Genomic DNA, 20,558 nt, shown 5'->3' on the forward strand with positions numbered 1-20,558 from the left:
CATATCCAGAGGAACAGGAACTATGAAAGCCGTTCGTCTCTACGACTACCACAAGCAGCCAATCGTGGAAGAAGTGCCAGAGCCGGTACTCTCGGGTCCCCTGGATGTGATCGTGAAGATCGGCGGCGCCGGAGTCTGCCGCACGGATCTCCACATCATCGAGGGCCAGTTCGACAAGGTCATGGGCCCACAACTGCCCTACACGATCGGCCATGAGAACGCCGGCTGGGTGCATGAGGTCGGCGAGGGCGTGACGAATGTCAAGGTCGGAGACACGGTCATTCTTCACCCCCAACCGTCCTGTGGTCTGTGCCTTGCTTGTCGCGCCGGACGAGACATGCAGTGCACCGACGCCTTCTTCCCCGGCGTATCTAACAATGACGGCGGCATGGCCGAATACATGCGCACCACTGCCCGAGCCTGTGTCAAACTCAGCCCCGATACCAATCCTGCCGACGTAGCCGCCTTGGCCGACGCCGGTATCACGGCGTACCACGCAGTGCGGAAGGCTATTCCGCTACTGCATCCGGGTACCACCGCCGTTGTGCAGGGCGCCGGCGGTTTGGGGCACATCGGAATCCAGGCCCTGGCCGCGACCACCTCGACCAGAATCATCGCCATCGACACCCATCCCGATGCTCTCGAACTGGCGAAGAAGGTCGGAGCAGATGTGGTTGTGCTGGCTGACGGCGATCACGTCCAAGCCGTGAAAGACCTAACCAATGGGGTGGGCGCGAACGTTGTCTTCGACTTCGTCGCAGAGCATGGAGCCGAGCAGGATGGTTGGCTGATGACAGCGACGGGCGGCTCCCAGTACATCATTGGATACGGCGGTGAGCTACGCATCCCCACAGTTGATTTCGTGTTAGGGCAGAAGAACGTCGTCGGGAACAGTGTCGGGAGCTACAGCGACCTCGTAGAACTGATGGCACTAGTCGAGGCAGGCAAAGTAGCCCTACACACACAGCAGTACCCACTAGAGAAAGCCGCACAAGCTCTCGAAGACCTCGCCAATGATCGGGTACGAGGCCGCGCAATTCTCGTTCCATAAGAGCTCCTCAGCGCTGAGGACTGAATCCTCAATGCTGTGCAATACCCAGCGACTCGATATACGTTCCGACCAGCGTCGACTCTCATATAGCCCTCATCCCCTATCCACCGTATCGGAGGAGCTTTGACCGCCATTCGCGCAGTGCCCCATCCTTCGGAGAGTGGACTTCCCGCCTTGAAACCGACGGACCTTGCAGATCCAGCGCTTTGGGCGCCTAAACCCGTTCAGATCATCGACGCAGCGACATCCCACCTCGGGCTGCGCTACGCGATTGCACCCGGTTGGCGACCATTGACACTGGACCTACATCTTCCTCTCCGCTCCAACGGTCCGACACCAGTTGTCGTGTACGCCCACGGAGGAGGATTTTCCGGTGGTATCAAGGAAATGGGCCCGTGGTCGAAACTGCCCAGCCAGGGAATCGCAGTAGCCACGATCGACTACCGCCTTACGGGTGAGGTCTGTTACCCCGAACCCATTGAAGACGTTCTGGCGGCAATTCGCTGGATCCGAGCAAACGCCGAAACCTACAACTTGCGCAGCGACCAAATAGCTGGTTGGGGCAGCTCGGCTGGGGGCTATCTAATGGCCCGAGCTGCACTCTGCGACGACATCTCTCCCGGCCGTCCGATCGGAGATCACGTCAATCACACGGCACGGCTGTCGGCTGTAGTGTTGCACTATCCGGTCACGGACTTCGCAACTCTGGTCGGCGACACCATCCAACCGACTGCAAGCGCACACAACGATGCGATCGACGTCATCTCACGATTCTTTGGCGCACCCATGAGCGCAAGCGAGGACATCCTCGCCGGCGCCTCCGTTCCCAGCGCGGCTCGGCGGGCATCTCACCTGCCACCGACCCACCTCAGCCATGGCGACGCCGACCAACGCTGCGGACTGCGGCAGAGCACACGACTACACGAGACCATTCTCGCCGAGGGCGGCAGCTCCCTCATGAACATCGTGGCCGGTGCGAACCACGCGGATCCTGTCTTCAGCACGCCGCCGGTCGTCGAATCAGCGGTCAAGTTCCTGCACTCGGTGTGGGAACAGAACACTCCGATCTCGTCGACAACACCTAGTCCGTCCAAAGACCGACCTGGTCAATGACTATCCAGGCACGAACGTCCCGAACAATCCGGCACCGAGGCAAGCGGGAGTGCTCGACACCGCCACCGCGCCGCTAGCCGACCATCCATGAGTTTCCGATCGCATTATCCCATCCGGCAGGCCGATATGCCCACGCCGGCAACCGACGACTCGAGAGAGAGATCCATGTCCGAGAATGATCCGTTCGCGGGATTGCCACAAGTCCCGAGCTTTACTGTGACCAGCAAGGATATCGTGGAGGGACAGCCACTTCCGCTTGCGCAGCTGTCCGGCATCTTCGGAATCCCAGGCGGCCAGGACATTTCACCGCAGCTGTCATGGACCGGTGCACCAGACGAAACGAAGAGCTATGCCGTGACGGTATACGACCCAGACGCGCCAACCGGTTCCGGCTTCTGGCACTGGGCGGTGACAGATATTCCCGCCTCGGTCACCGAACTGGCCACCGACGCAGGAAACGGTACCGGCGATCTCCTACCTTCGGGCTCGATTCAGATCCCCAATGACGCGCGAGCAGCACGATTCATTGGCGGCGCTCCTCCGGCCGGACACGGACCGCATCGCTACTTCATCGTCATCCATGCCCTGGACGTAGAGTCAATCGGCGTCGACCCGAGCACGTCGCCCGCGTTCCTCGGATTCAACATCGCCAACCACATCCTCGGGCGTGCGGTGCTGACCGCAACCGCCGAGACGAAGGGCTAAGGTCGACTCCGGCGATCCGGCTCCGGAACAATCCTTTTCAGCCGGTTGCTCACAGCGCACCCAAGCGCCCCAACCTGCCAACCACGGTTCCAAACGTCTTGCTCCATTTTCCCTGATCGACGAGCATGCGGGTCAACAAGCGTTTGCTTTTCCGCACCCCAGCGATCTCCCACTCACAGGAACATTGAATGCGCCTCGCCAACTTGAACGGACGCGCCCACCTACTGAAACCAGAGGGCGCAATAGACATCGCCAAGGCCAGCAACTCTGAGTTCGGTCCCGATCCAATGGACCTCTTCACCCGGTGGCCAGAGTTCTGCGCCTGGGCGGAGCGTGTAGATCCCACGGGTCCGACCAGCCCCTACCGAACCGAAGATCTCCAGGCGCCGGTACCCCGTCCAAGTCAGGTCTTCGCCATCGGCCTCAACTACGCCGACCACGCCACCGAGACCGGTCTCCACGCCGCACCAGGCGTTCCCTCGGTATTTACAAAGTTCACCAGTTCCCTGATCGGGCCCACCGGAGAGATCACTCTCTCTGGACCGTCCGTTGACTGGGAAGTGGAAATGGTCGTCGTTATCAGTCACGAAGCACGAAATGTTGCGGCCACGAACGCGTGGCAGCACGTCGCCGGCGTGACCGTCGGTCAGGACTTCAGCGACCGCGACGTGCAAATGAGCGGGACGTCGCCGCAGTTCTCGCTCGGCAAGAGCTACCCAGGTTTCGGCCCGACCGGACCCGAGTTGGTCACCGTCAACGAACTCACGTTGGACACTCCGCTACGCCTTCAATGCTGGGTCAACGATGACCTAGTCCAGGACGGCAACACAGGACAAATGCTCCTCCCCGTTCCGGCCCTCATCGAGACTATCTCCTCAATTTGCACCCTCTACCCTGGCGATCTGATCTTCACCGGCACTCCAGCCGGAGTCGGCATGGGTCGAACCCCCGCCCGCTACCTAGCTTCCGGCGATACAGTCCGCACCCGCATCGAAGGTATCGGTGAAATGGTCCACACGTTTACCAGCACACGCGAAGGCGTTGGCTGATTCTTAGTGCCCTGAGGACCGGTGCCGCGCACCTTCCAAATCCCTCATCTATCGGTCCCGCGGATACTTGACGCGATCCGTGTGACCGATAGATTCGGCCTACAACGACGACCGCCCGACTTAGTCGCTTGAATGAGCTACACGCCAGCATTTGTGCGGCGACCTTCGGACTTTCGTCACCTTATTGTCTCGCCTATCCGCCCCGCCGCCAAGTTCCGACGGGGCGGATAGCGATTCACACATTAGCTTCGCGATGCGCTCCTGCTAGCCTTCCCCGCATTCGGCGGCCAAGGACCTCCCGTGCCTCGCTGTCCCCGTGCGAAAGTCTTGATCAGACATCCACAATCCCGGATACGAAGGGTCAACCACACCTCGCATCGGAATCGTTCATTCAAGCGGGTTGCCGTTCGAGCGGCGATGTCCGGGATACTTTTGAGTGCAATGACAGCGTTCTGATTCGATCACTTGGAACGCCAGACACGGCCGAACTCGATCGCTCAATTCAATGACAAACTCTTTAGCAATTGGTCCACATGACACCAATCACCTCTACTGAGGTCCGCGACGCGAAGGCGTTACGTCCGCTCACCGACGTATGGGCGTGGCAGCTCAAAGCACAATGCCGTCAACTTGGAACAGACCTCTTCTTCCCTCGTGAGGGAGAAGGACATGGCGAACGAATCCGCCGGGAGCGAAGCGCGAAGCAAATCTGCGCCGACTGCCCTGTCCGTGCGGAGTGCCGCACCCACGCTCTGTCTTTTCGCGAATACCATGGTGTTTGGGGTGGGACCTCCGAACGGGATCGCCGGGACAAGGGATCCCCCAGCTAGCTGGTGCGGGTCATGACGTGTGTGGCCACCGCGGCGGAGTGTCTCCGTGACGGGGCGGGGCTTACCCGACGGCAAGATGAGAAGAACCACCAGACTCGTCTGCGTCGAAGAAGGACCCGTCAATTACCCACACAAAGCCCGTTCCCCTGCGAGCCGCCGCCTCGTCGAACGCTGCCACACCAGACGGTATCGCGATGCCGAGATGGTGACCTCCCGTGGGTGCACATCGAAGTAAGTGAGCCGAGGGCGCGAGTCTGGCCAGCTCGGACTCGACGATCGTTCCTCGATACCACGCCATAAACCGACTGCTGCCAGCGCTCAACGACGAAAAGGAATAGTTCGCTATCATATTCGCGCATCGACCGCGAGTATTCTTCACCATCCGTGCCGTCGGGTCGGATTCAGTGGTTGGTGACCGACAGCGGCAACTGCTACCGATCAGCAGACTTCGAAGAAGTACTTCTCGGTGCCGGACACCGACGGATGGCCAACTCGACACCCGCGTTGATGGCCCCATCTTCAACGACCCATGCAGGGTCTCCCTCCGGGCCTGACCATGCTAGTCGAGCTCGGCGAAGTACGAGAAAGGACTGCGGTGATGGCGGCTCTTACACCGCATAGCGAGCGCATGCGCCGAGGGCAGCAGACTGTCTGGGCGATCGTGCACCTGCGCTCGGTGCGATCCGACAGATCGGTGCGACGCCAAACTTATTGCGGTGATCGGCGACGAAACGGCAGATCACTTCCGTCGCCGGTAAGTACACCCGCGCCGGAGACGGCGTTGTGGCCTTGAGCATTTCGCCGGTCTTGTCCAGTCCGGCGTTCTTCCGCCACGATGGCTCGACACCGACACTGCCGGCATCCACCCCATCGCTGTATACAGCATCATCTGCTCGGCGATTGTGCAGATCGTCTCGCCACCACGGTTGCTCGCGCACCAGACGCACGGCTCGATTCCCACCCGACTGGAGATACAGCCGCGATAAGAATCACGTTCCCGACAAAGAAGGTGACATCATACTTTTGCATCTGGAGACAAGTCGCAGAAGTCGCGGATTTCGGCTGGCTTCCGAGCTCCCGCAGTTACGGCATTGACGTTGTCGGCGTTGATGCTTCGGGAGGTCCGAGCACGTCAACGCCAACAACGTCTATGTCTTTTTCACCACGGCTGTTGGCGCCGTCAAGGGCAGGATCGCGTACTGGATGTGGGCCTGCAGGGTCGTGGTGTCCTGCTATTACGAAACGCTGACTGTCGCGATGTCCGGGTCGGTATCCAGTTGCTGCCGCTGGGCAGTTCCACCACCCTGCCGACGGTGAGACCGATGCAACAGGTTGATCAGGGTTGCAAGGATCAGCGTCAGCACTGACATGGCAATCACGACCAGATGGAACGCGGCTGCGTAGGCGCTACTTGCCCCGTCCCATCCTGCCGCCGCACGGTGCGCGTCGGTCGAATTGTCGATTCCAGCAACCAACAGCGCGGTCATGAACGCGGCATACGCTGCGACGACGACAGCTTCGCTGCCCAGTCGTAGGAAGTTAAGCACTCCTGCTGCGGCACCGCTCTTGTTCGTCGGCACGGCCGCCAACGCTTCCGCATCGATCAGCCCCAAGGGAAGACCGAATCCAAATCCGAGAAGGAGCATGGGTAGGACAAGTAGTTGCACAGGACGTTCGGGCCCGAGAACGAGAAGGCCGAGATCGCCGACCACCAGTGCTGCCATTGCGACATTGAAAATGATCATCGGCGTGATCGACTGAACTCGGTGAACGAGCATCGAGGCGAGGGCGGGTGCGATCAGTACCGGCACAGTCAGAGGCAACATGAGCAGACCTGCGCGGCCTGCGTCCATTCCCGAGACCGCACTGAGAGCTACCGGGAGGTAGGTCAAGATCGGCACGTACCCGAGTGCGACAGCAACTGGAACCAAGGCTATGGACAGGAAGTACCTGTTGCGCAGGGGGGAAAAGTCGATCGCCTTCCCACGTTCACGCGCGACTGACGCGGCGTCTGCCGGAAGAACGACGCTGGCAATGACCGCCGTGATAGAAATGACACCGGCGGTGGCGAAGACTCCTCGCCATCCCACAAGGGCCACGAGACCCCCTGAGATGGTGGGTCCAGTCGCCAAGCCGAGGCCCACAACGGTACCGAGTAGCGCAAATGCTTTGGCCCGCTTTGCTCCCGAGTGTGTAGTGGACAGCAACGCGGTTCCACCAGTCACGATTGCCGCTCCGCCAACTCCCGCGAGCAAGCGACCTGCGTCCAAGATCAGCAAGTGTGACGCAAGTACACTTAGAGCCGACCCGACCAGGCTAATCAGCGCACCGAGCGCGAAGGTACGTTTATATCCGACCCGATCGGCCACAGCACCCCAGATAAGGGTGAAAAGCGCGAACGGGATGTTGAACCCATTGACGACCCATTGCAGAGCGGCTGGGGAATCGCCGAGCTCAGCCGCGATAGCCGGTAGCGCAATGGCTGTGCCGGAGATGCTGATAGGCATTACGAAGACTGCGAGTAGGACAACAGGTGTCACGATCGAGGTTGACCGATTTCCGCTTACATGCTGAGCATTGTTAGACATTCACCCTCTCCTAAGGTATGACGTAAGTCGTACCTCGAGAGTGAACCAGGCGAAGAGGTATGATGCAAGTCGTACCTTCGGAGAGAGATGAGGACCATGCACCCAGCGACCGCAGACCTCGAACTCGGCACCGTGCTCAGCGCCCTGTCCGACGGACACCGACGACGTGTCATCGTCGAACTCGCGCGTCTTCCAGTGGACGCCGAGCGAACGTGTCAGTCGTTCGGGATGCCACTGGCGAAACAGACTGTGACGCATCACTTCAAGATTCTCCGCAACGCCGGCCTGATCAAAGAGGTTGACTATGGCAACCGAAAAGCGATCTCACTGCGGAAGCACGACATCGACCAACGATTTCCAGGCCTGCTGGACGTCCTGGTCGCAGGAGCCGACACCGACTAGCCAGCCCGACCACCGCCAGAGTTTATAGACGAACTATCGCAGCGCACCTAACGAGGTGCGCCCAGAGTTGGAGAGCAGTAATGAAGAAGAGAATTGGATTCCTGTCGTTTGGCCACTATCAGCCCGCCCGCGGCTCTCGTACAACGACCGCACAGGAGGCGCTGCTCCAGTCGATCGAGCTGGCAGTCGCCGCAGAGGAGATAGGGATTGATGGCGCCTACGTGCGTGTGCACCACTTTGCACCACAGTTTGCCGGCCCCTTCCCTCTGCTTGCCGCCATGGCTGCCCGCACCAGGCGCATTGAGCTTGGAACGGGAATCATCGATATGCGTTACGAGAACCCGCTCTCCATGGCCGAGCAGGCCGCAGCAGCCGACCTGATCAGCTCCGGTCGGCTCCAACTAGGTATCAGCCGAGGCTCACAGGAACCAGCGCTGCGGGGCTACGAGTCCTTCGGATTCATTCCACCCGAAGGGTCAACAGACGCTGACATGGCACGGTCGCACACGGAATTGTTTCGTACAGCGATTGCGGGACAGCCCGTCACGATGTCAGACCCCAAGACTTCGGGAGTCTCGCGAGGGCTGGCGATCGAACCGCAATCCCCCGGTCTCGCCGACCGCATCTGGTGGGGCTCGGCGACACGGGCAACTGCAGTGTGGACAGCGCAGCAGGGCATGAACTTGATGAGCAGTACGCTTCTCAGCGAGGACACCGGCATTCCGTTCGACGAACTGCAGGCTGAGCAGATCCATGTCTACCGACAGACATGGAAAGACGTCGGCCACACACATGAGCCCCGAATCTCCGTCAGTCGCAGCGTCTTACCCATCACAACGGATGAGGACCGCCTGTACTTCGGTGGACGCACCGAGGACACACAGGACCAGGTCGGCGTCCTCAACGGACTGAGATCCCGCTTCGGCAAAACCTATGTCGGGGAACCCGACAGAATTGCCGAGCAGCTTGCCGCTGACGCGGCGGTACGGTCGGCCGATACGGTGCTGCTGACGGTACCCAACCAACTCGGTGTTGACTACAACGCTCGCCTTCTACAAACTGTGGCCAATTACATCGCTCCGGCCCTGGGGTGGGAACCGAACCTCGCCTACGCGCCGTAATACCCCACAAGTCAGGCCCCGCGAAGGCTATCGAACGCGACCGGCCATGGACACCCAAATCGCACACCAGCATGAACGCGTCACGGTGTCGAGGTCTACCTCGTTGCCGAGGCAGTTTCGGTGTTCTGCCTCAGCAAAACAGCACGTCCGAAGTCGTTCGGCAAGCAGTAGTCAGGGTGCCGAAGTCCAGCGAATTTCACCGCCTGACCAGCAGCCCGGTACTGCGCTTTTGAAGCCGCTAGCGTCATGACGCAACTACCAACCTGACTGTGCCACTTCTGGGCATTGTGGTTTTGTCGAGCGTACGACTGCGGGCGATAGTGTCGTCGATCATCACACGAGACGATCGCCAGCCAGTAGACGGTGGAAGTGGTGTTCCTCGCCGACGACCGACACTGATCACCCGTCGAACGGGATCAGGCAGATACTCGGGACGGGGCGAGTTGGACAGTATGAGGGTACTGGCGGGGGCCACTCCACATGTGAACGTAGGTTGCCGACAGGAAACGGGTCCTGGCCGGTAGAGCCACAAGATGCGCGAGGCCCCAGCAATGAATCATTGCGTACGAGCGTCGGATTGGATGTACACGCACGATCGGTCGTCGCGTGCGGCCTCGACGGGCGGACCGGTGAGCTGCTCGAGAGCCGATTGACGCCCGATCATCGCGACATACTCAAGTGGATCCGGTCGTTGCCGGATCCGGTGAAGGCGACGTACGAGGCCGGGCCCACCGGGTTCGGGCTGGCCCGTTTCCTGAACACGGTCGGCATCGAGTGTCTGGTGGCGGCACCCTCGAAGCTGCAGCGCCCGTCCGGAGATCGGGTCAAGACCGACGCGCGAAATGCACGGCTCTGGCGAGATTGCTGTACCTCGATCAGATCAACCCGGTCACGGTCCCGAGCGTGGCACAGAAGGCCGCCCGGGATCTGGTGCGCGCCCGTGAGGACGTGCGCCGAGATCTGATGGCGGCCCGGCACAGGCTGTCGAAACTTCGGCTGAGGCAAGGGAGCGTCTAGTACGGCGTGGACGAGTGCACGACACCTGGCTGCGCAGCCAGCATTTCGATGAGCCCGATCTGCAGTTGGCCTACGAGACCGCGTACGACACCACGCTCGCCGCCCTCGGCCGACGCGACCGTTTGGATGCCGCGATCACCCGGATGGCCGCCGACAGCGCCTACACCCCGGTGGTGACCCGGCTCGGGTGCCTGCGGGAGTGTCCACGTTGACCGCGTTCGGGCTGGCGGTCGAGATCGGGGACTGGCACCGGCTGACCGGCCGCTCGATCGGCGCCACCTGGGACTGGTGCCCACCGAGTCGCCCTCGGGCGCCTCCCGCTCGGGCCGGCGCGGTGTGGCTGGCGAAGGTGGTCGAGCGTGGCATGTGCCCGCCGTCGCTGGTGCAGCCGACCGAGATCCGCCGGCTACGCGACCTCACCCGCTACCGCCGTGCCCTGGTGCAGGACCGCACCCGCCAGCAGCAACGGGTCGAAAAGCTACTCGAAGTTCCCCAGATCAAGATCTCGTCGGTGCTCTCGGACCTGCACGGCGTATCCAGGCGGGCGATGATGCAAGCCCTGATCGCCAGAGAGCGGGATCCGCGGACGCTGGCCCGGATGGCCAAGAGCGGTGCGCGGAAGAAGACCGACCAACTCGAAGAGGCGCTGCCCGGATTCTTCACCGACCACCACGCGACGATTCTGAAGATGATGCTCGACAACAGCGACCAGATCGGCGCCCAGAGAACCGCACGCGACGCGCTGATCGCGGACGCGATCAGCCCTTCTCCCGACACGCGACCCGCCTCGCTGATCGTCTGCACGTAGGGCGTGCGTGCACGTCCACCTGCATCGTCGGCGTCAAACACCGTTGCCGCCGCCAAGTTGATCTCCGAGACCGGGATCGACATGACCCGATTCCGGTCCTCCGCGCATCTGGTGTCGTGGGCGAAGTTCTGCCCGCAGACCCACCAGTCGGCCGGCAAGTCCATGAGCAAACCCCGTGCCCATCCACCGCCCGATCGGTGCCGTCGACGCGACGGCGGAGACTTCGGCCCGAGCGGCACGCCAAAGCGAGAACGGTCCGCCCAAGGATCTGCGGGAGGCACACCGCGGTGGGCACGGGCGAATAGTGTCCGATCTGCCGATGTCCCAGCACCCATTGAGGGAGCCGTACTCGAAACTGCAGCGTGAGCGTGGATTCTTGCGGAAATCGGGCACGACCCTGTCATCGCTCCGCAGTACCCGATACACCCGTCGCGCGCGCCTGGACCGGTTCGCGATCCTTGGGGTTCGAGGCGCCACACGATCGATCGGGCGGACCGGCACCCTGCCGAATCAATACCGAGAGGTACGATGAACATATCGCACATTGACCAGAAACAAAGATCGGCTGGTGTGGAGAGTGGCAGACGACCAGGCGCAGGTAATATCCGCCCTCGAAGGGATGACGGGCCCTCGAACCGCGGAAACCGTGGGCCGAGCCGTCGCGAGTTTGATCCACGACGGTACTTTGCGGCCAGGCTCCAGACTGCCGACTGTTCGTCAGGTCGCGCATGTGTGCGGTGTGAGTACAGGAACTATCGTCGCGGCGTGGAGCACTCTGCGGCGAGACGGTTTCGTTGAGACCCGCCGACGCGGCGGAACAATGGTGCTTGGCGCCGGACCTTCTATACGAAATGAGTCTGGCGCGCACGGGAGTGTCGACTGGTCTGCGCGCGATCTACTGTCTGGAAGCCCCGACTATGCAATGCAGCCCGACCTTTCTGCAGCCTTGCTTGCGGGGTTGAGTTCGTCTGATGAGCTGAATCGACCTGGTCGCGAGTACATCACCGAGCCTTTACTCTCCGCCGTGCAAGCCCACTGGCCCTTCCAGGCGCAGGCCTGGACGGCAGCGGGCGGGGGTTCGGAAGGGTTGATATTGGCCACCGAGGCGGCCGCCTCGGCAGGCGGCGTAGTGGCCATCGAAGAACCCGCAATGCCCGGCTTCCTCGATACGCTGTCCGAGTTGAACATTCAGCCCGTCGGCCTCTGCCGCGACTCCGAAGGCCCCCTCATTCGATCGCTTCAGGAAGCGCTCGAGCTGGAACCTGTCGCTCTCGTACTGCAGCCGGAGGGGTCGTACGCGATGGAGGGCTCGTTGAGCACTGCTCGGGCCGCCGACCTGGCGCGCGTGCTGATGGATTCACCCACTCGACCGTGGATCATCGAAGATGATGGCGTCGGCCCGTTGGCCGTCCGCCAAGCGGCCTCGCTGGGACCGTTCCTGCCCGACCACACCGTTCGCGTTCGCAGCTACTGCAAGGCATACGGCGTCGATATCCGCACCTGTGTGATTGGTGGAAGTGATCAGCTCGTCGCGGCCATCATTGACAAGCGAACTCACGGGGTCGCTATGAACAGTCGAATCTTGCAGAACACACTGGCACACCTGATCAACAGTGACGAGGCCAAATTCGCGGTGGCAGCGGCACGGGACAAGTACCGGACACGACGCGAACGATTGATCAGCGCGCTCGCACGCCAAGGATTGCGGGCCCAGGCCGGTGACAACAGCCTCGTGCTGTGGGTCGAGGTCTCCGATGAAAACTCGGCCCTCATCAGTCTGGCTCGGAAAGGAATTGTGGTCGGCTCTGGTAGCAAGTCCTTCATCGGCAAGCACTCACGCGCACTGCTGCGAGTGGCGATTCCGCAGTTGCCCGACGAAGACGAGCTCGTCGAAGAGCTGGCGACGAGGATTGCAGAAGCGTCGTGCAGCAGAAATCGCGAGTACCTCGCTTAGCGTTGTCAACGACGGCCGGAAAGTTTCCAACCGTCGTTGACAGGTGTGAGGGCACACTGATTCGGTGTCACCCGGCCTGCCTCACAACCCGTAGTGCTCGCGCAACGTCGCTCCCCGGTACTCAGTCCGGTGCAACCCGCGCTTCTGCAGAAGAGGCACGACGTGGTCGACGAAAACTTCGAGCCCATCGGGCAATTCATCGACCATGATGTTGAATCCGTCAACGGAACCTTCGGTGAACCACGTTTCGATCACGTCCGCCACCTGTTCGGGCGTACCCACAACTCTTGCATGCCCGCTACCTGCCGCGAGTAGGCGAGCTGATCCTCGGGTGTCGAGGCCTTGGGTTCGCACGTTCTCGATGAAGACCGAGCGTTGTCCGCGGGATCCGCGTGCAGTGTCATCGCCCGGCATGAGGTCCCACGGGATTGGAGCATCCAGTGCCAGCGATTCCACCGGAACTTCCAGGGTTCTAGCCAGATTCAGAATCTGCACCGACTCGGGGATCAAGTCGGCGAGTTCTTCTTCGCGGCGGAGGGCGGCTTCTTCGGTGTCGGCGATGACCGTCATAAGCCCAGGAATCAGTTTGATGGAATTGGGTTCGCGCCCTTTCGCTGCGGCCAATTTCCGCAACGCTGTTCGACGTTCCCGGGCGCTGTCCGCGTTCAGGTGCGGGGAGTAGACCACGTCAGCGTAGGTCGCAGCCAAATCCTCTCCGTACGAAGAGGCACCGGCCTGCACGAGGACGGGCCTGCCGTGGCTGAGTGGGGGGGCCTTGAGCGGTCCCTGCACCTGGAAGTGTTTGCCGACATGATCGACTGGATCGATCAGTGTCGGGTCGAGGTATTCGCCGGTGGTTTTGTCCGCTACAAGAGCGCCGTCAGCCCAGGAACCCCATAGCTTGGTGACGACTTCGATGAACTCCGCTGCGCGTTCGTAACGCTCTGCCTTGGGCAGCGCGGCCTGACGTGAATAGTTGCGGGCCGCCGGATCGCCGCCGGAGACCACAATGTTCCACGCGACCCGGTCGCTACTGGCGGCGGCGAGGCTGGCAAACTGACGTGCGAGATTGTACGGATCGTTGTACGAGGTGCTTGCGGTGGCGACGAAGCCGATCCGCTCGGTGTGCGCCGAGAGCACTGCCTGCGCAATCAGTGGATCCAAGAGACGACCGGGTGAGTTCCATTCGCGGGAACCAAAATCAACGCTGTCGGCAAGAAATACTGCATCGAGTAGGCCACGCTCGGCAATCTTTGCCACCTCGATGTAGTGGTCGATAGTGATGAAGTGGCTTCCAGGCGCGTCGGATCGTCGCCAGGGGCTCCCTACTGTCCCCCCTGGAATCAGATTCGCGTTGAGGATGACCTGTGCATCTGTTGTCATGTATTGCTCCATTCCCATTGCCAGTGAGCTAAGGAGCCGGCTGGACTTGTCGAAGCCGTTTCGCGTGTGACTGGTCGCGGCGCGTAACCAGGCGCCCGCTCTTGAGAGACTTGACAGCAGCCGGCCGATCCGGCCGATTTGTTCAATCTCAAGTCGGACCGTTCGCAATTTTGTATCATCCAAAAAGGCGGCGAATCGCGACAAATCCCAGTCACCACCTCCCCGAACACGTCTGCAACCTGCAAATACAAGAGTTACAATCGCACTGATTTGGTCAGTTCATAAGAACCTGTCCGATGCTTTATGTTCAACATGTGGGTCGAGAGGTGATCCATGTGATTGAACGGAGGCTCACCGTGGGCGCACATGCTCCACAAAGATTGGTCAGTACCGCGTGGCTCGAGGCTCGACTGAGCACCCCCGAGGTACACCCGGTCGAGGTTCGGTTCTCTGCCGATACCCAGGACGGGTCCCCTGGACTTATTCCGGGCTCAGTTGCGGTGCACTGGAAGAGGCTGCTGTGGGACGACTACCGGCGGGAGTTTGCCACGGCGGAGACGCTGAGCAGTCGGCTCTTCGAGCTCGGGGTGGGACAAGGCACGATACCCGTGTTCTACGGCGAGGAGCCGCAGTTCGGAGCCTATGCGCTGTGGGTACTGCAAGCGAGGGGATTGAGCGAAAACGCCCGCTACCTCGACGGTGGCCTGGAGGCCTGGCACGGCCTTGGACTCCCCCTAGGAACAGCCGTCGACGTTCCTGCACGGCTCGCTGCTGACGTACCGCTATCGATCCCGGGCGCCGACGAGATCAATCCCTTCAGCACCGTCGCCATCGGCCGCGAGGAGCTGCGTGAATCCCTCCACGACGCGCAGTCCTTGTTGATCGATATGCGATCAACTGAGGAATTCTCCGGTGAACGAGTGACACCGTGGTCGATGGGATTCGACCACGGCGCTGAGCGCGCAGGACACATTCCCGGGGCCGTTCACCTTCACATTCGCGACTTGCTTGACGATTTGGGACGAGTTAGACCCCAAGAGGAACTGCAGGCCACCTTTGCACAAGTGGGACTGGACTCCGCTCGACAGGCAATCACCTATTGCCGGCTTTCCCACCGGGCTTCGCTCGGCTGGCTCATCCTCACCGACGTCTTGAACACCCAAGGGGTGCGTGTCTACGACGGGTCATGGACGGAATGGGGCAGTGTTGTCGGGCTTCCCATCGAGCGCTGACCGGCCATACAAGAGCAGGACGTTCATATGAGTACAACTGAGGTGATGGCTGCGCCACACCGGACGGTGTCGGCCCCGAAGGGACCCACCCCTCCTCACACCTCGCGCCTTAGGGGTGTTCGAACCAGATACATTGTGCGCAAGCTCGTATCGGCGTCCGCGATGATTATCGCGGCCATCACATTGGCCTTTGTGTCCATGCATCTCGCTCCCGGCGACCCGGTGAGTGTTGTAACGGGAGACGCGAGCAATCCCGAGCTGCGCGCAACGATCGAGGCTGACTGGGGTCTCGACAAGCCACTCATTGCGCAGTATTGGGCCTATCTCACCAACGTCCTACACGGCGACTTCGGACGCTCGTACGTTCGCGGCGAGGACGTTTCGGAAATTCTGTTCGGCACGAGGTTGAGCGCTACAGCCCAGTTGGCCGGCGCTGCTCTGATCTTTGCTCTCCTGATCGCGCTTGCTTTGGCGATGACGACCGCGGGCCGCGCAGGATTCGTGCCCAAGTTGGTGCAGACCTCGGAACTGACGTTGGCGTCCATGCCGTACTTTTGGTTGGGCCTGATCTTGATCTCGGTATTCGCCTTCAATCTGCGGGTTCTTCCAGTTACCGCCGGAAACGAGATCCAACGCCTGATCATGCCCGCATTCACTCTCGCCCTCCCAACCGCCGCCGTGCTCTCTCAGGTCCTTCGCGAGGGAATGGAACGCTCACTCGAACAACCGTATTCACTGACAGCCCGAGCGCGAGGAATAGGCCCCGCAAGATTGAAATCTCGCCATGCACTCAGGCACTCTCTGATTCCGGCGACCACCCTTGCGGGCTGGATCGTCAGTGGCCTGCTTACTGGAACGGTCGTTGTCGAAGAGGTGTTCGGCCGTCCCGGGATCGGCCGCGCGACTGTCGAAGCCGTCATGTATCAGGACATTCCCGTTGTTCTCGGAGTCGCGATCTTGTCCTCGGCGGTCTATATCGTGGTCACCGTCTTGGTCGATATCAGCTATCTGTGGATCGATCCGCGACTCAAGGACCGTGTGCGATGAGTCTGTTGTCACGAACCCGGATCCCCACAGTAGGGGCGCAGTGGGGGCTCTGGTTGTCGACAAGCTATCTGGCATTGGCCGCGATCGCAGTCGTGGCGCCTACGCTTCTCGCCCCCAGCGATCCGCTCGAGACGGCACTCGCCGCGGCCCATCAACAGCCTGGGTGGCAACATCTTTTCGGTACCGACCGGCTCGGGCGCGACGTGCTTGTTCGCGTCGTTCACGGGGCACAGTATTCGCTCTTCATCGGGGGGGTCGCAACAGCTGTGGCGGTGGCTGTCGGCATCGTTCTCGGTTCGGCTGCAGGCACCGGAAATCGGATCATCGACGAAGTAGTGACACGGGTTTTCGATCTTCTGGGTTCGTTCCCAGAAATCTTGTTCGCTCTCGTGCTCATCGCATTTACCGGTCCGGGCACGTGGAATCTGATCCTCGCGATCGGACTTTCGGCTGCTCCACGGTACGGCCGGGTCGTTCGGGCCGAGATCCTCGCGGTCCGCGAATCCGAGTTCGTCGCGCAGGCACGTTTGAATACCACATCGAAATTCGCCCTGACCGTGAAACACATCGTTCCTAATGCTCTTGTCACACTTCCGGTGCTCGCGACTCTGGGTCTCGGAACGAGCATTCTCGGCACAGCCACGCTCAGCTTTCTCGGGTTCGGCACACAACCGCCGTTGCCGGAATGGGGATCGATGCTGTCGGAGTCGCGTGATGACCTTCGACTGGCCTGGTGGACAGTGTTCTTTCCGGGCCTAGCGATCACAGCAACTGTCATTGCCACCACAGTGGTAGGTCGTCACCTGCAACACCGATTCGAGAGAAGATCCATCCAATGAGCGCCTCTCCCCTAATTCGCGTGGAGAACCTCCGAGTGAGCTTCGATACGAGCTCCTCACCGACTGGTACAACCGAAGTCATTCACGGAGTAAGTTTTTCCTTGCACCAAGGAGAAATCCTCGCCGTTGTCGGCGAATCCGGCTCCGGGAAGTCCGTCACCGCGCGCAGCCTCCTCGGTCTCTCGGGAATCGGTGCACGAGTGACAGCGGATCGGTTCGAGTTGTTCGACGAGGACGCCACCAAAAGCTGCGAACGCTTCTGGCGGCAGATTCGGGGGAACCGAATCGGCCTCATACTGCAGGACGCACTGACTGCACTGGATCCTTTGCGCACGATAGGAAGTGAGATCGACGAGGCGCTCACTGCACACGGACCGCGGGCTTCGCGGCGCGCACGAGTTGACCAGGTGGAAACACTGCTGCGCTCTGTGGGCATCAGCGACCCACACCTCAAACGTAGGCAGCACTCGCACCAGCTCTCGGGAGGTCAACGACAGCGTGCGCTGATTGCCTCTGCTCTAGCAGCGCAGCCTGAGGTACTCGTGGCAGACGAACCGACCACCGCTCTGGATGTGACCGTGCAAAAGCGGATCCTCGATCTGCTGGCAGAGAAGGTTCGTGACGGGCGCAGCATGATTCTGGTCAGCCACGATCTTGCCGTGGTGTCCTCGATCGCCGACCGCATCATCGTGATGCGCGAGGGTCGCATCGTCGAAGAGGGCTTCGCACGCGAGGTGATTGATCAACCCAAGCATCCGTACACTCGATCATTGATCGAGTCGATTCCCAGCCGTTCGACCAAGGGTTCCCTACTACGGGGAGGTAACGCGCCGATACGAGCGCGTTCTTCCTCGGCACCCGAGAGCCCAGACCCGATGCTGAGTGTTGCGTCCATCTCGAAGACTTATCGTGCACGTAAGTCGACGGTTCGTGCAGTTGGTGACGTGTCCTTCGATCTGGCCCGTGGTCAGATTCTCGGTGTCGTCGGTGAATCGGGGTCCGGGAAGTCAACTATCGCACGAATAGTCGCAGGACTGGAGGATGCCGATTCGGGAAGTATCGAGTTCGACGGTGTTCAACTTCGCGACCGCCGCGAACTGCTAGGCCAAATTCAGCTGATTGCCCAGGACTCACTCGGTTCGTTCGACCCGCGGTACACCGTGCGTGAGATCATCGCCGAAAGCGCCGCGTTAGTCTCTGACACGAGTCGTGAAAAGAACGTGCTGGTCGAACAACTGCTCGATGAGGTTCATCTTCCAGCCGCGACGGCCGATCGGCATCCACGCACATTGTCCGGTGGTCAGCGCCAGCGGGTCAATATCGCCCGGGCACTGGGCTCACGTCCGAAGTTGGTGGTGTGCGATGAGCCTGTCTCGGCGCTGGACGTATCGGTGCAGGCGGAGATCCTGGACCTCATTGCCGATATTCGGGCCGCACACGACACGTCTTTTCTCTTCATCTCCCACGATCTGGGCGTCGTACACCATTTGTGCGACAACGTCCTCGTACTCGAGGGCGGCGCAGTCGTCGAGCATGGCGAAGCGGACACGGTATTCACCAACCCTCGCCACCCGTACACGAAGAAGTTGCTCAACTCCCTGCCCCAACTCGTCTGAACCAACCCTCTGAACACACTCCCAAGATCTAGCGAAAGCCACACCATGACAAAGCGGGTACGAAATCTCCTCGCGATCGGCGTCACCGCCGCCACCATCCTCGGGCTCGCCGCCTGCACTGCCGACCCGGAACCCGGCTCCGGAAGCGGCGCGCCCACGTCGCAACCGCACCCCGGCGGAACCTTCACTCTTGCACTCAGCACCTATCCTCAGCGTGGGCTCAACCCCCACTACGGCGCCTCGTTCGACGCATCGCAGGTACTGAGAAACGTGTACGACAGTTTGGTCTCCGCAGACGAGAACGAGCAGTTTCATCCCTGGCTGGCCACCGCATGGACCATCTCGCCAGACGGGCTCATCTACGATTTCCACTTGCGCCAGGACGTCACTTTCCAAGACGGTGAAAGGTTTGACGCACACGCCGTCAAAACTAACATCGACCTGGCCCGCAATCCGGGGTACCCGGGGTACTCCGACGTGGGCGTACTGAACTACTCCAGTGTGAACAGCGTGGAGGTCGTCGACCCTTACCACGTCCGGATCGCTCTCAACACTCCCCGCGCCGACTTTCTCTCGACACTGTCGGGGATCGGCGGTGCGATTGTCTCGCCGAGATCGCTGTCCAACAGGGACTCGTGGGCGAGCGGAGAAGGTTTCGTGGGCACCGGCCCATTCAAGCTGGATAAGGCTGTTCCCGGGCAGGAGTTGGATTTTCGGAAGAATCCCGACTACAACTGGCCGCCGGCCACCGCGAGTCATCAAGGGCCCGCGTATGTCGATGAACTCGTCGTCAAGTACATTCCAGAGGCCTCGACCCGCGCCGGCCTACTCGAAAGCGGCGAGGTAGACGCGATCGGCACGGTCAAGGCCGAGGATATCGGGCTTTTTCAGGGAATCTCCGGTTATCAGTACGAACAAAAGGGCTCCAGCGGATCACCCAAGCTCCTGTATCTGAATGTCACAAATGGACCCACCACGGACAAGCGGGTCCGGCAGGCACTCACAACAGGTGTCGACCTGAATTCCGTGATTCAGAACGTTACACGAGGCACCCAGGACCGGGCGTGGAGCATAATTTCGCCCCAAAGTCGGTACTTCGATGGAAAGTACCAAGGCTCGAATTCCGTGAACATCGTCCGCGCGAACACCTTGCTGGACGAAGCGGGCTGGCGGGATCGCGACAGCGACAACTATCGTGTTAATTCCGCGGGCGATCGTTTGACGATTCGCGTCCTGGCGAGTGTGCCGGGGTACCCGGAAGACGACTTTCTCAAGGCGTGGCAAGCAGAATTGCGGCAAAATCTCGGCGTCGAAGTTGAGTTGAAATATGTCGAGAACGCGCTCGTGTACGACCTGTTGGCCCAGAATCAGTACGAAGCCTTTCCTCGGCAAGTTGGAGGACTCGACCTATCTCTGCAGTTGAACCGCGGATTTGGATCGGTCACCCCCGACATCAAATACGGTCAAGTCGACGGAATTACGCTCGGATCGGTAGTTGCCGGCTCGAAACTCGCCGACAAACAGGTTGACGAATGGCTCTTGAACGCAACGAAGGCCACCGACCAGGACGCACGAAAGCAATGGTTTGACAAAATCGCTCAGTATGTCCACGACAACGCGGTCGCCATTCCCCTCTACACAGACCGGAACAGTGCCGCGGCCACCGCCAACGTCCACGGGTTGCACACCCTGTTCGATGCACCTCGCAACGTTGTGAACGGATGGTCATACGACATCGCTGTCGACCGCTGACTCGAAGACAGATTTTGTGACATGGCCGGTTTCCAGAAGATAAATCAGACG

The 20,558-nt window shown here is 60.8% G+C and carries 18 protein-coding genes and 2 pseudogenes; 17 read left to right on the top strand and 3 right to left on the bottom strand.

Translation table 11 applies throughout. The features are described from left to right. Nucleotides 1-22: 22 nt before the first annotated feature. The 5 genes from RJ1_RS32635 (at nt 23) to RJ1_RS32655 (ending at nt 4,748) form a co-directional block, all read left to right on the top strand. Nucleotides 23-1,051 carry an NAD(P)-dependent alcohol dehydrogenase gene (locus tag RJ1_RS32635; RefSeq protein WP_037235711.1) on the top strand — a complete coding sequence of 343 codons (1,029 nt, stop codon included), beginning with the start codon at nt 23-25 and terminating at the stop codon, nt 1,049-1,051. A gap of 141 nt (nt 1,052-1,192) precedes the next feature. Next, the gene (locus RJ1_RS32640) at nt 1,193-2,164 is read left to right on the top strand and encodes an alpha/beta hydrolase (protein ID WP_073366617.1); all 972 of its coding nucleotides are present in this window, start codon (nt 1,193-1,195) and stop codon (nt 2,162-2,164) included. Between the two features lie 165 nt (nt 2,165-2,329). After that, the gene (locus RJ1_RS32645) at nt 2,330-2,869 is read left to right on the top strand and encodes a YbhB/YbcL family Raf kinase inhibitor-like protein (RefSeq protein WP_073366618.1); all 540 of its coding nucleotides are present in this window, start codon (nt 2,330-2,332) and stop codon (nt 2,867-2,869) included. Between the two features lie 188 nt (nt 2,870-3,057). Beyond that, a complete protein-coding gene (locus RJ1_RS32650; protein ID WP_073366619.1) occupies nt 3,058-3,918 on the top strand; it encodes a fumarylacetoacetate hydrolase family protein in 861 nt (286 codons plus the stop codon). Nucleotides 3,919-4,451: 533 nt separating this feature from the next. After that, nucleotides 4,452-4,748 carry a WhiB family transcriptional regulator gene (locus RJ1_RS32655; protein ID WP_082833388.1) on the top strand — a complete coding sequence of 99 codons (297 nt, stop codon included), beginning with the start codon at nt 4,452-4,454 and terminating at the stop codon, nt 4,746-4,748. Nucleotides 4,749-5,356: 608 nt separating this feature from the next. On the opposite strand, the gene RJ1_RS46245 is transcribed toward RJ1_RS32655, so the two are convergent. Both RJ1_RS46245 and RJ1_RS32660 read right to left on the bottom strand, forming a co-directional pair. Next, entirely contained in the window at nt 5,357-5,695 is a 339-nt protein-coding gene (locus RJ1_RS46245) for a hypothetical protein (RefSeq protein ID WP_143048818.1), read from the bottom strand. Nucleotides 5,696-5,983: 288 nt separating this feature from the next. Next, on the bottom strand, nt 5,984-7,336 hold the full coding sequence (locus RJ1_RS32660; protein ID WP_083400355.1) for an MFS transporter: 1,353 nt from the start codon (nt 7,334-7,336) through the stop codon (nt 5,984-5,986). Nucleotides 7,337-7,432: 96 nt separating this feature from the next. On the opposite strand from RJ1_RS32660, the gene RJ1_RS32665 reads away from it, so the two are divergent. The 7 genes and pseudogenes from RJ1_RS32665 (at nt 7,433) to RJ1_RS32690 (ending at nt 12,638) form a co-directional block, all read left to right on the top strand. Continuing rightward, a complete protein-coding gene (locus tag RJ1_RS32665) occupies nt 7,433-7,738 on the top strand; it encodes an ArsR/SmtB family transcription factor (RefSeq protein ID WP_231914093.1) in 306 nt (101 codons plus the stop codon). A gap of 80 nt (nt 7,739-7,818) precedes the next feature. Beyond that, nucleotides 7,819-8,859 carry an LLM class flavin-dependent oxidoreductase gene (locus RJ1_RS32670; RefSeq protein ID WP_037235727.1) on the top strand — a complete coding sequence of 347 codons (1,041 nt, stop codon included), beginning with the start codon at nt 7,819-7,821 and terminating at the stop codon, nt 8,857-8,859. 559 nt (nt 8,860-9,418) lie between these two features. Then, a pseudogene (locus tag RJ1_RS32675) lies at nt 9,419-10,200 on the top strand (IS110 family transposase); the annotation flags it as partial. A 10-nt stretch (nt 10,201-10,210) separates the two neighbouring features. Next, a complete protein-coding gene (locus RJ1_RS49005; RefSeq protein ID WP_338049550.1) occupies nt 10,211-10,684 on the top strand; it encodes a hypothetical protein in 474 nt (157 codons plus the stop codon). Nucleotides 10,685-10,687: 3 nt separating this feature from the next. Then, the gene (locus RJ1_RS49010) at nt 10,688-11,050 is read left to right on the top strand and encodes a transposase (protein ID WP_073366622.1); all 363 of its coding nucleotides are present in this window, start codon (nt 10,688-10,690) and stop codon (nt 11,048-11,050) included. A 253-nt stretch (nt 11,051-11,303) separates the two neighbouring features. Then, a pseudogene (locus RJ1_RS49015) lies at nt 11,304-11,498 on the top strand (GntR family transcriptional regulator); the annotation flags it as partial. 108 nt (nt 11,499-11,606) lie between these two features. Continuing rightward, nucleotides 11,607-12,638: an aminotransferase class I/II-fold pyridoxal phosphate-dependent enzyme gene (locus RJ1_RS32690; RefSeq protein WP_240319609.1), complete on the top strand. Its 1,032-nt coding sequence runs from the start codon at nt 11,607-11,609 to the stop codon at nt 12,636-12,638. Between the two features lie 81 nt (nt 12,639-12,719). Here RJ1_RS32690 and RJ1_RS32695 read toward each other — a convergent pair whose 3' ends face one another. Continuing rightward, entirely contained in the window at nt 12,720-14,021 is a 1,302-nt protein-coding gene (locus tag RJ1_RS32695; RefSeq protein WP_073366623.1) for an NtaA/DmoA family FMN-dependent monooxygenase, read from the bottom strand. Between the two features lie 296 nt (nt 14,022-14,317). Between RJ1_RS32695 and RJ1_RS32700 the strand changes: the two genes are divergently transcribed. The 5 genes from RJ1_RS32700 to RJ1_RS32720 all read left to right on the top strand — a co-directional run bounded on the left by RJ1_RS32700 (nt 14,318) and on the right by RJ1_RS32720 (nt 20,507). Beyond that, nucleotides 14,318-15,253 carry a sulfurtransferase gene (locus RJ1_RS32700; RefSeq protein ID WP_083400358.1) on the top strand — a complete coding sequence of 312 codons (936 nt, stop codon included), beginning with the start codon at nt 14,318-14,320 and terminating at the stop codon, nt 15,251-15,253. A 135-nt stretch (nt 15,254-15,388) separates the two neighbouring features. Beyond that, on the top strand, nt 15,389-16,300 hold the full coding sequence (locus RJ1_RS32705; protein ID WP_240319610.1) for an ABC transporter permease: 912 nt from the start codon (nt 15,389-15,391) through the stop codon (nt 16,298-16,300). Further along, nucleotides 16,297-17,139: an ABC transporter permease gene (locus RJ1_RS32710; protein ID WP_073366624.1), complete on the top strand. Its 843-nt coding sequence runs from the start codon at nt 16,297-16,299 to the stop codon at nt 17,137-17,139. Before RJ1_RS32705 ends, RJ1_RS32710 begins: the two co-directional genes overlap by 4 nt. A 35-nt stretch (nt 17,140-17,174) precedes the next feature. After that, nucleotides 17,175-18,755 carry a dipeptide ABC transporter ATP-binding protein gene (locus RJ1_RS32715; protein WP_338049551.1) on the top strand — a complete coding sequence of 527 codons (1,581 nt, stop codon included), beginning with the start codon at nt 17,175-17,177 and terminating at the stop codon, nt 18,753-18,755. Between the two features lie 45 nt (nt 18,756-18,800). Beyond that, entirely contained in the window at nt 18,801-20,507 is a 1,707-nt protein-coding gene (locus tag RJ1_RS32720) for an ABC transporter substrate-binding protein (RefSeq protein WP_073366626.1), read from the top strand. The last annotated feature ends 51 nt before the right edge of the window (nt 20,508-20,558 follow it).

It is taken from the genome of Rhodococcus jostii NBRC 16295 (genome assembly GCF_001894825.1).
Classification (GTDB): Bacteria; Actinomycetota; Actinomycetes; order Mycobacteriales; family Mycobacteriaceae; genus Rhodococcus_F; species Rhodococcus_F jostii.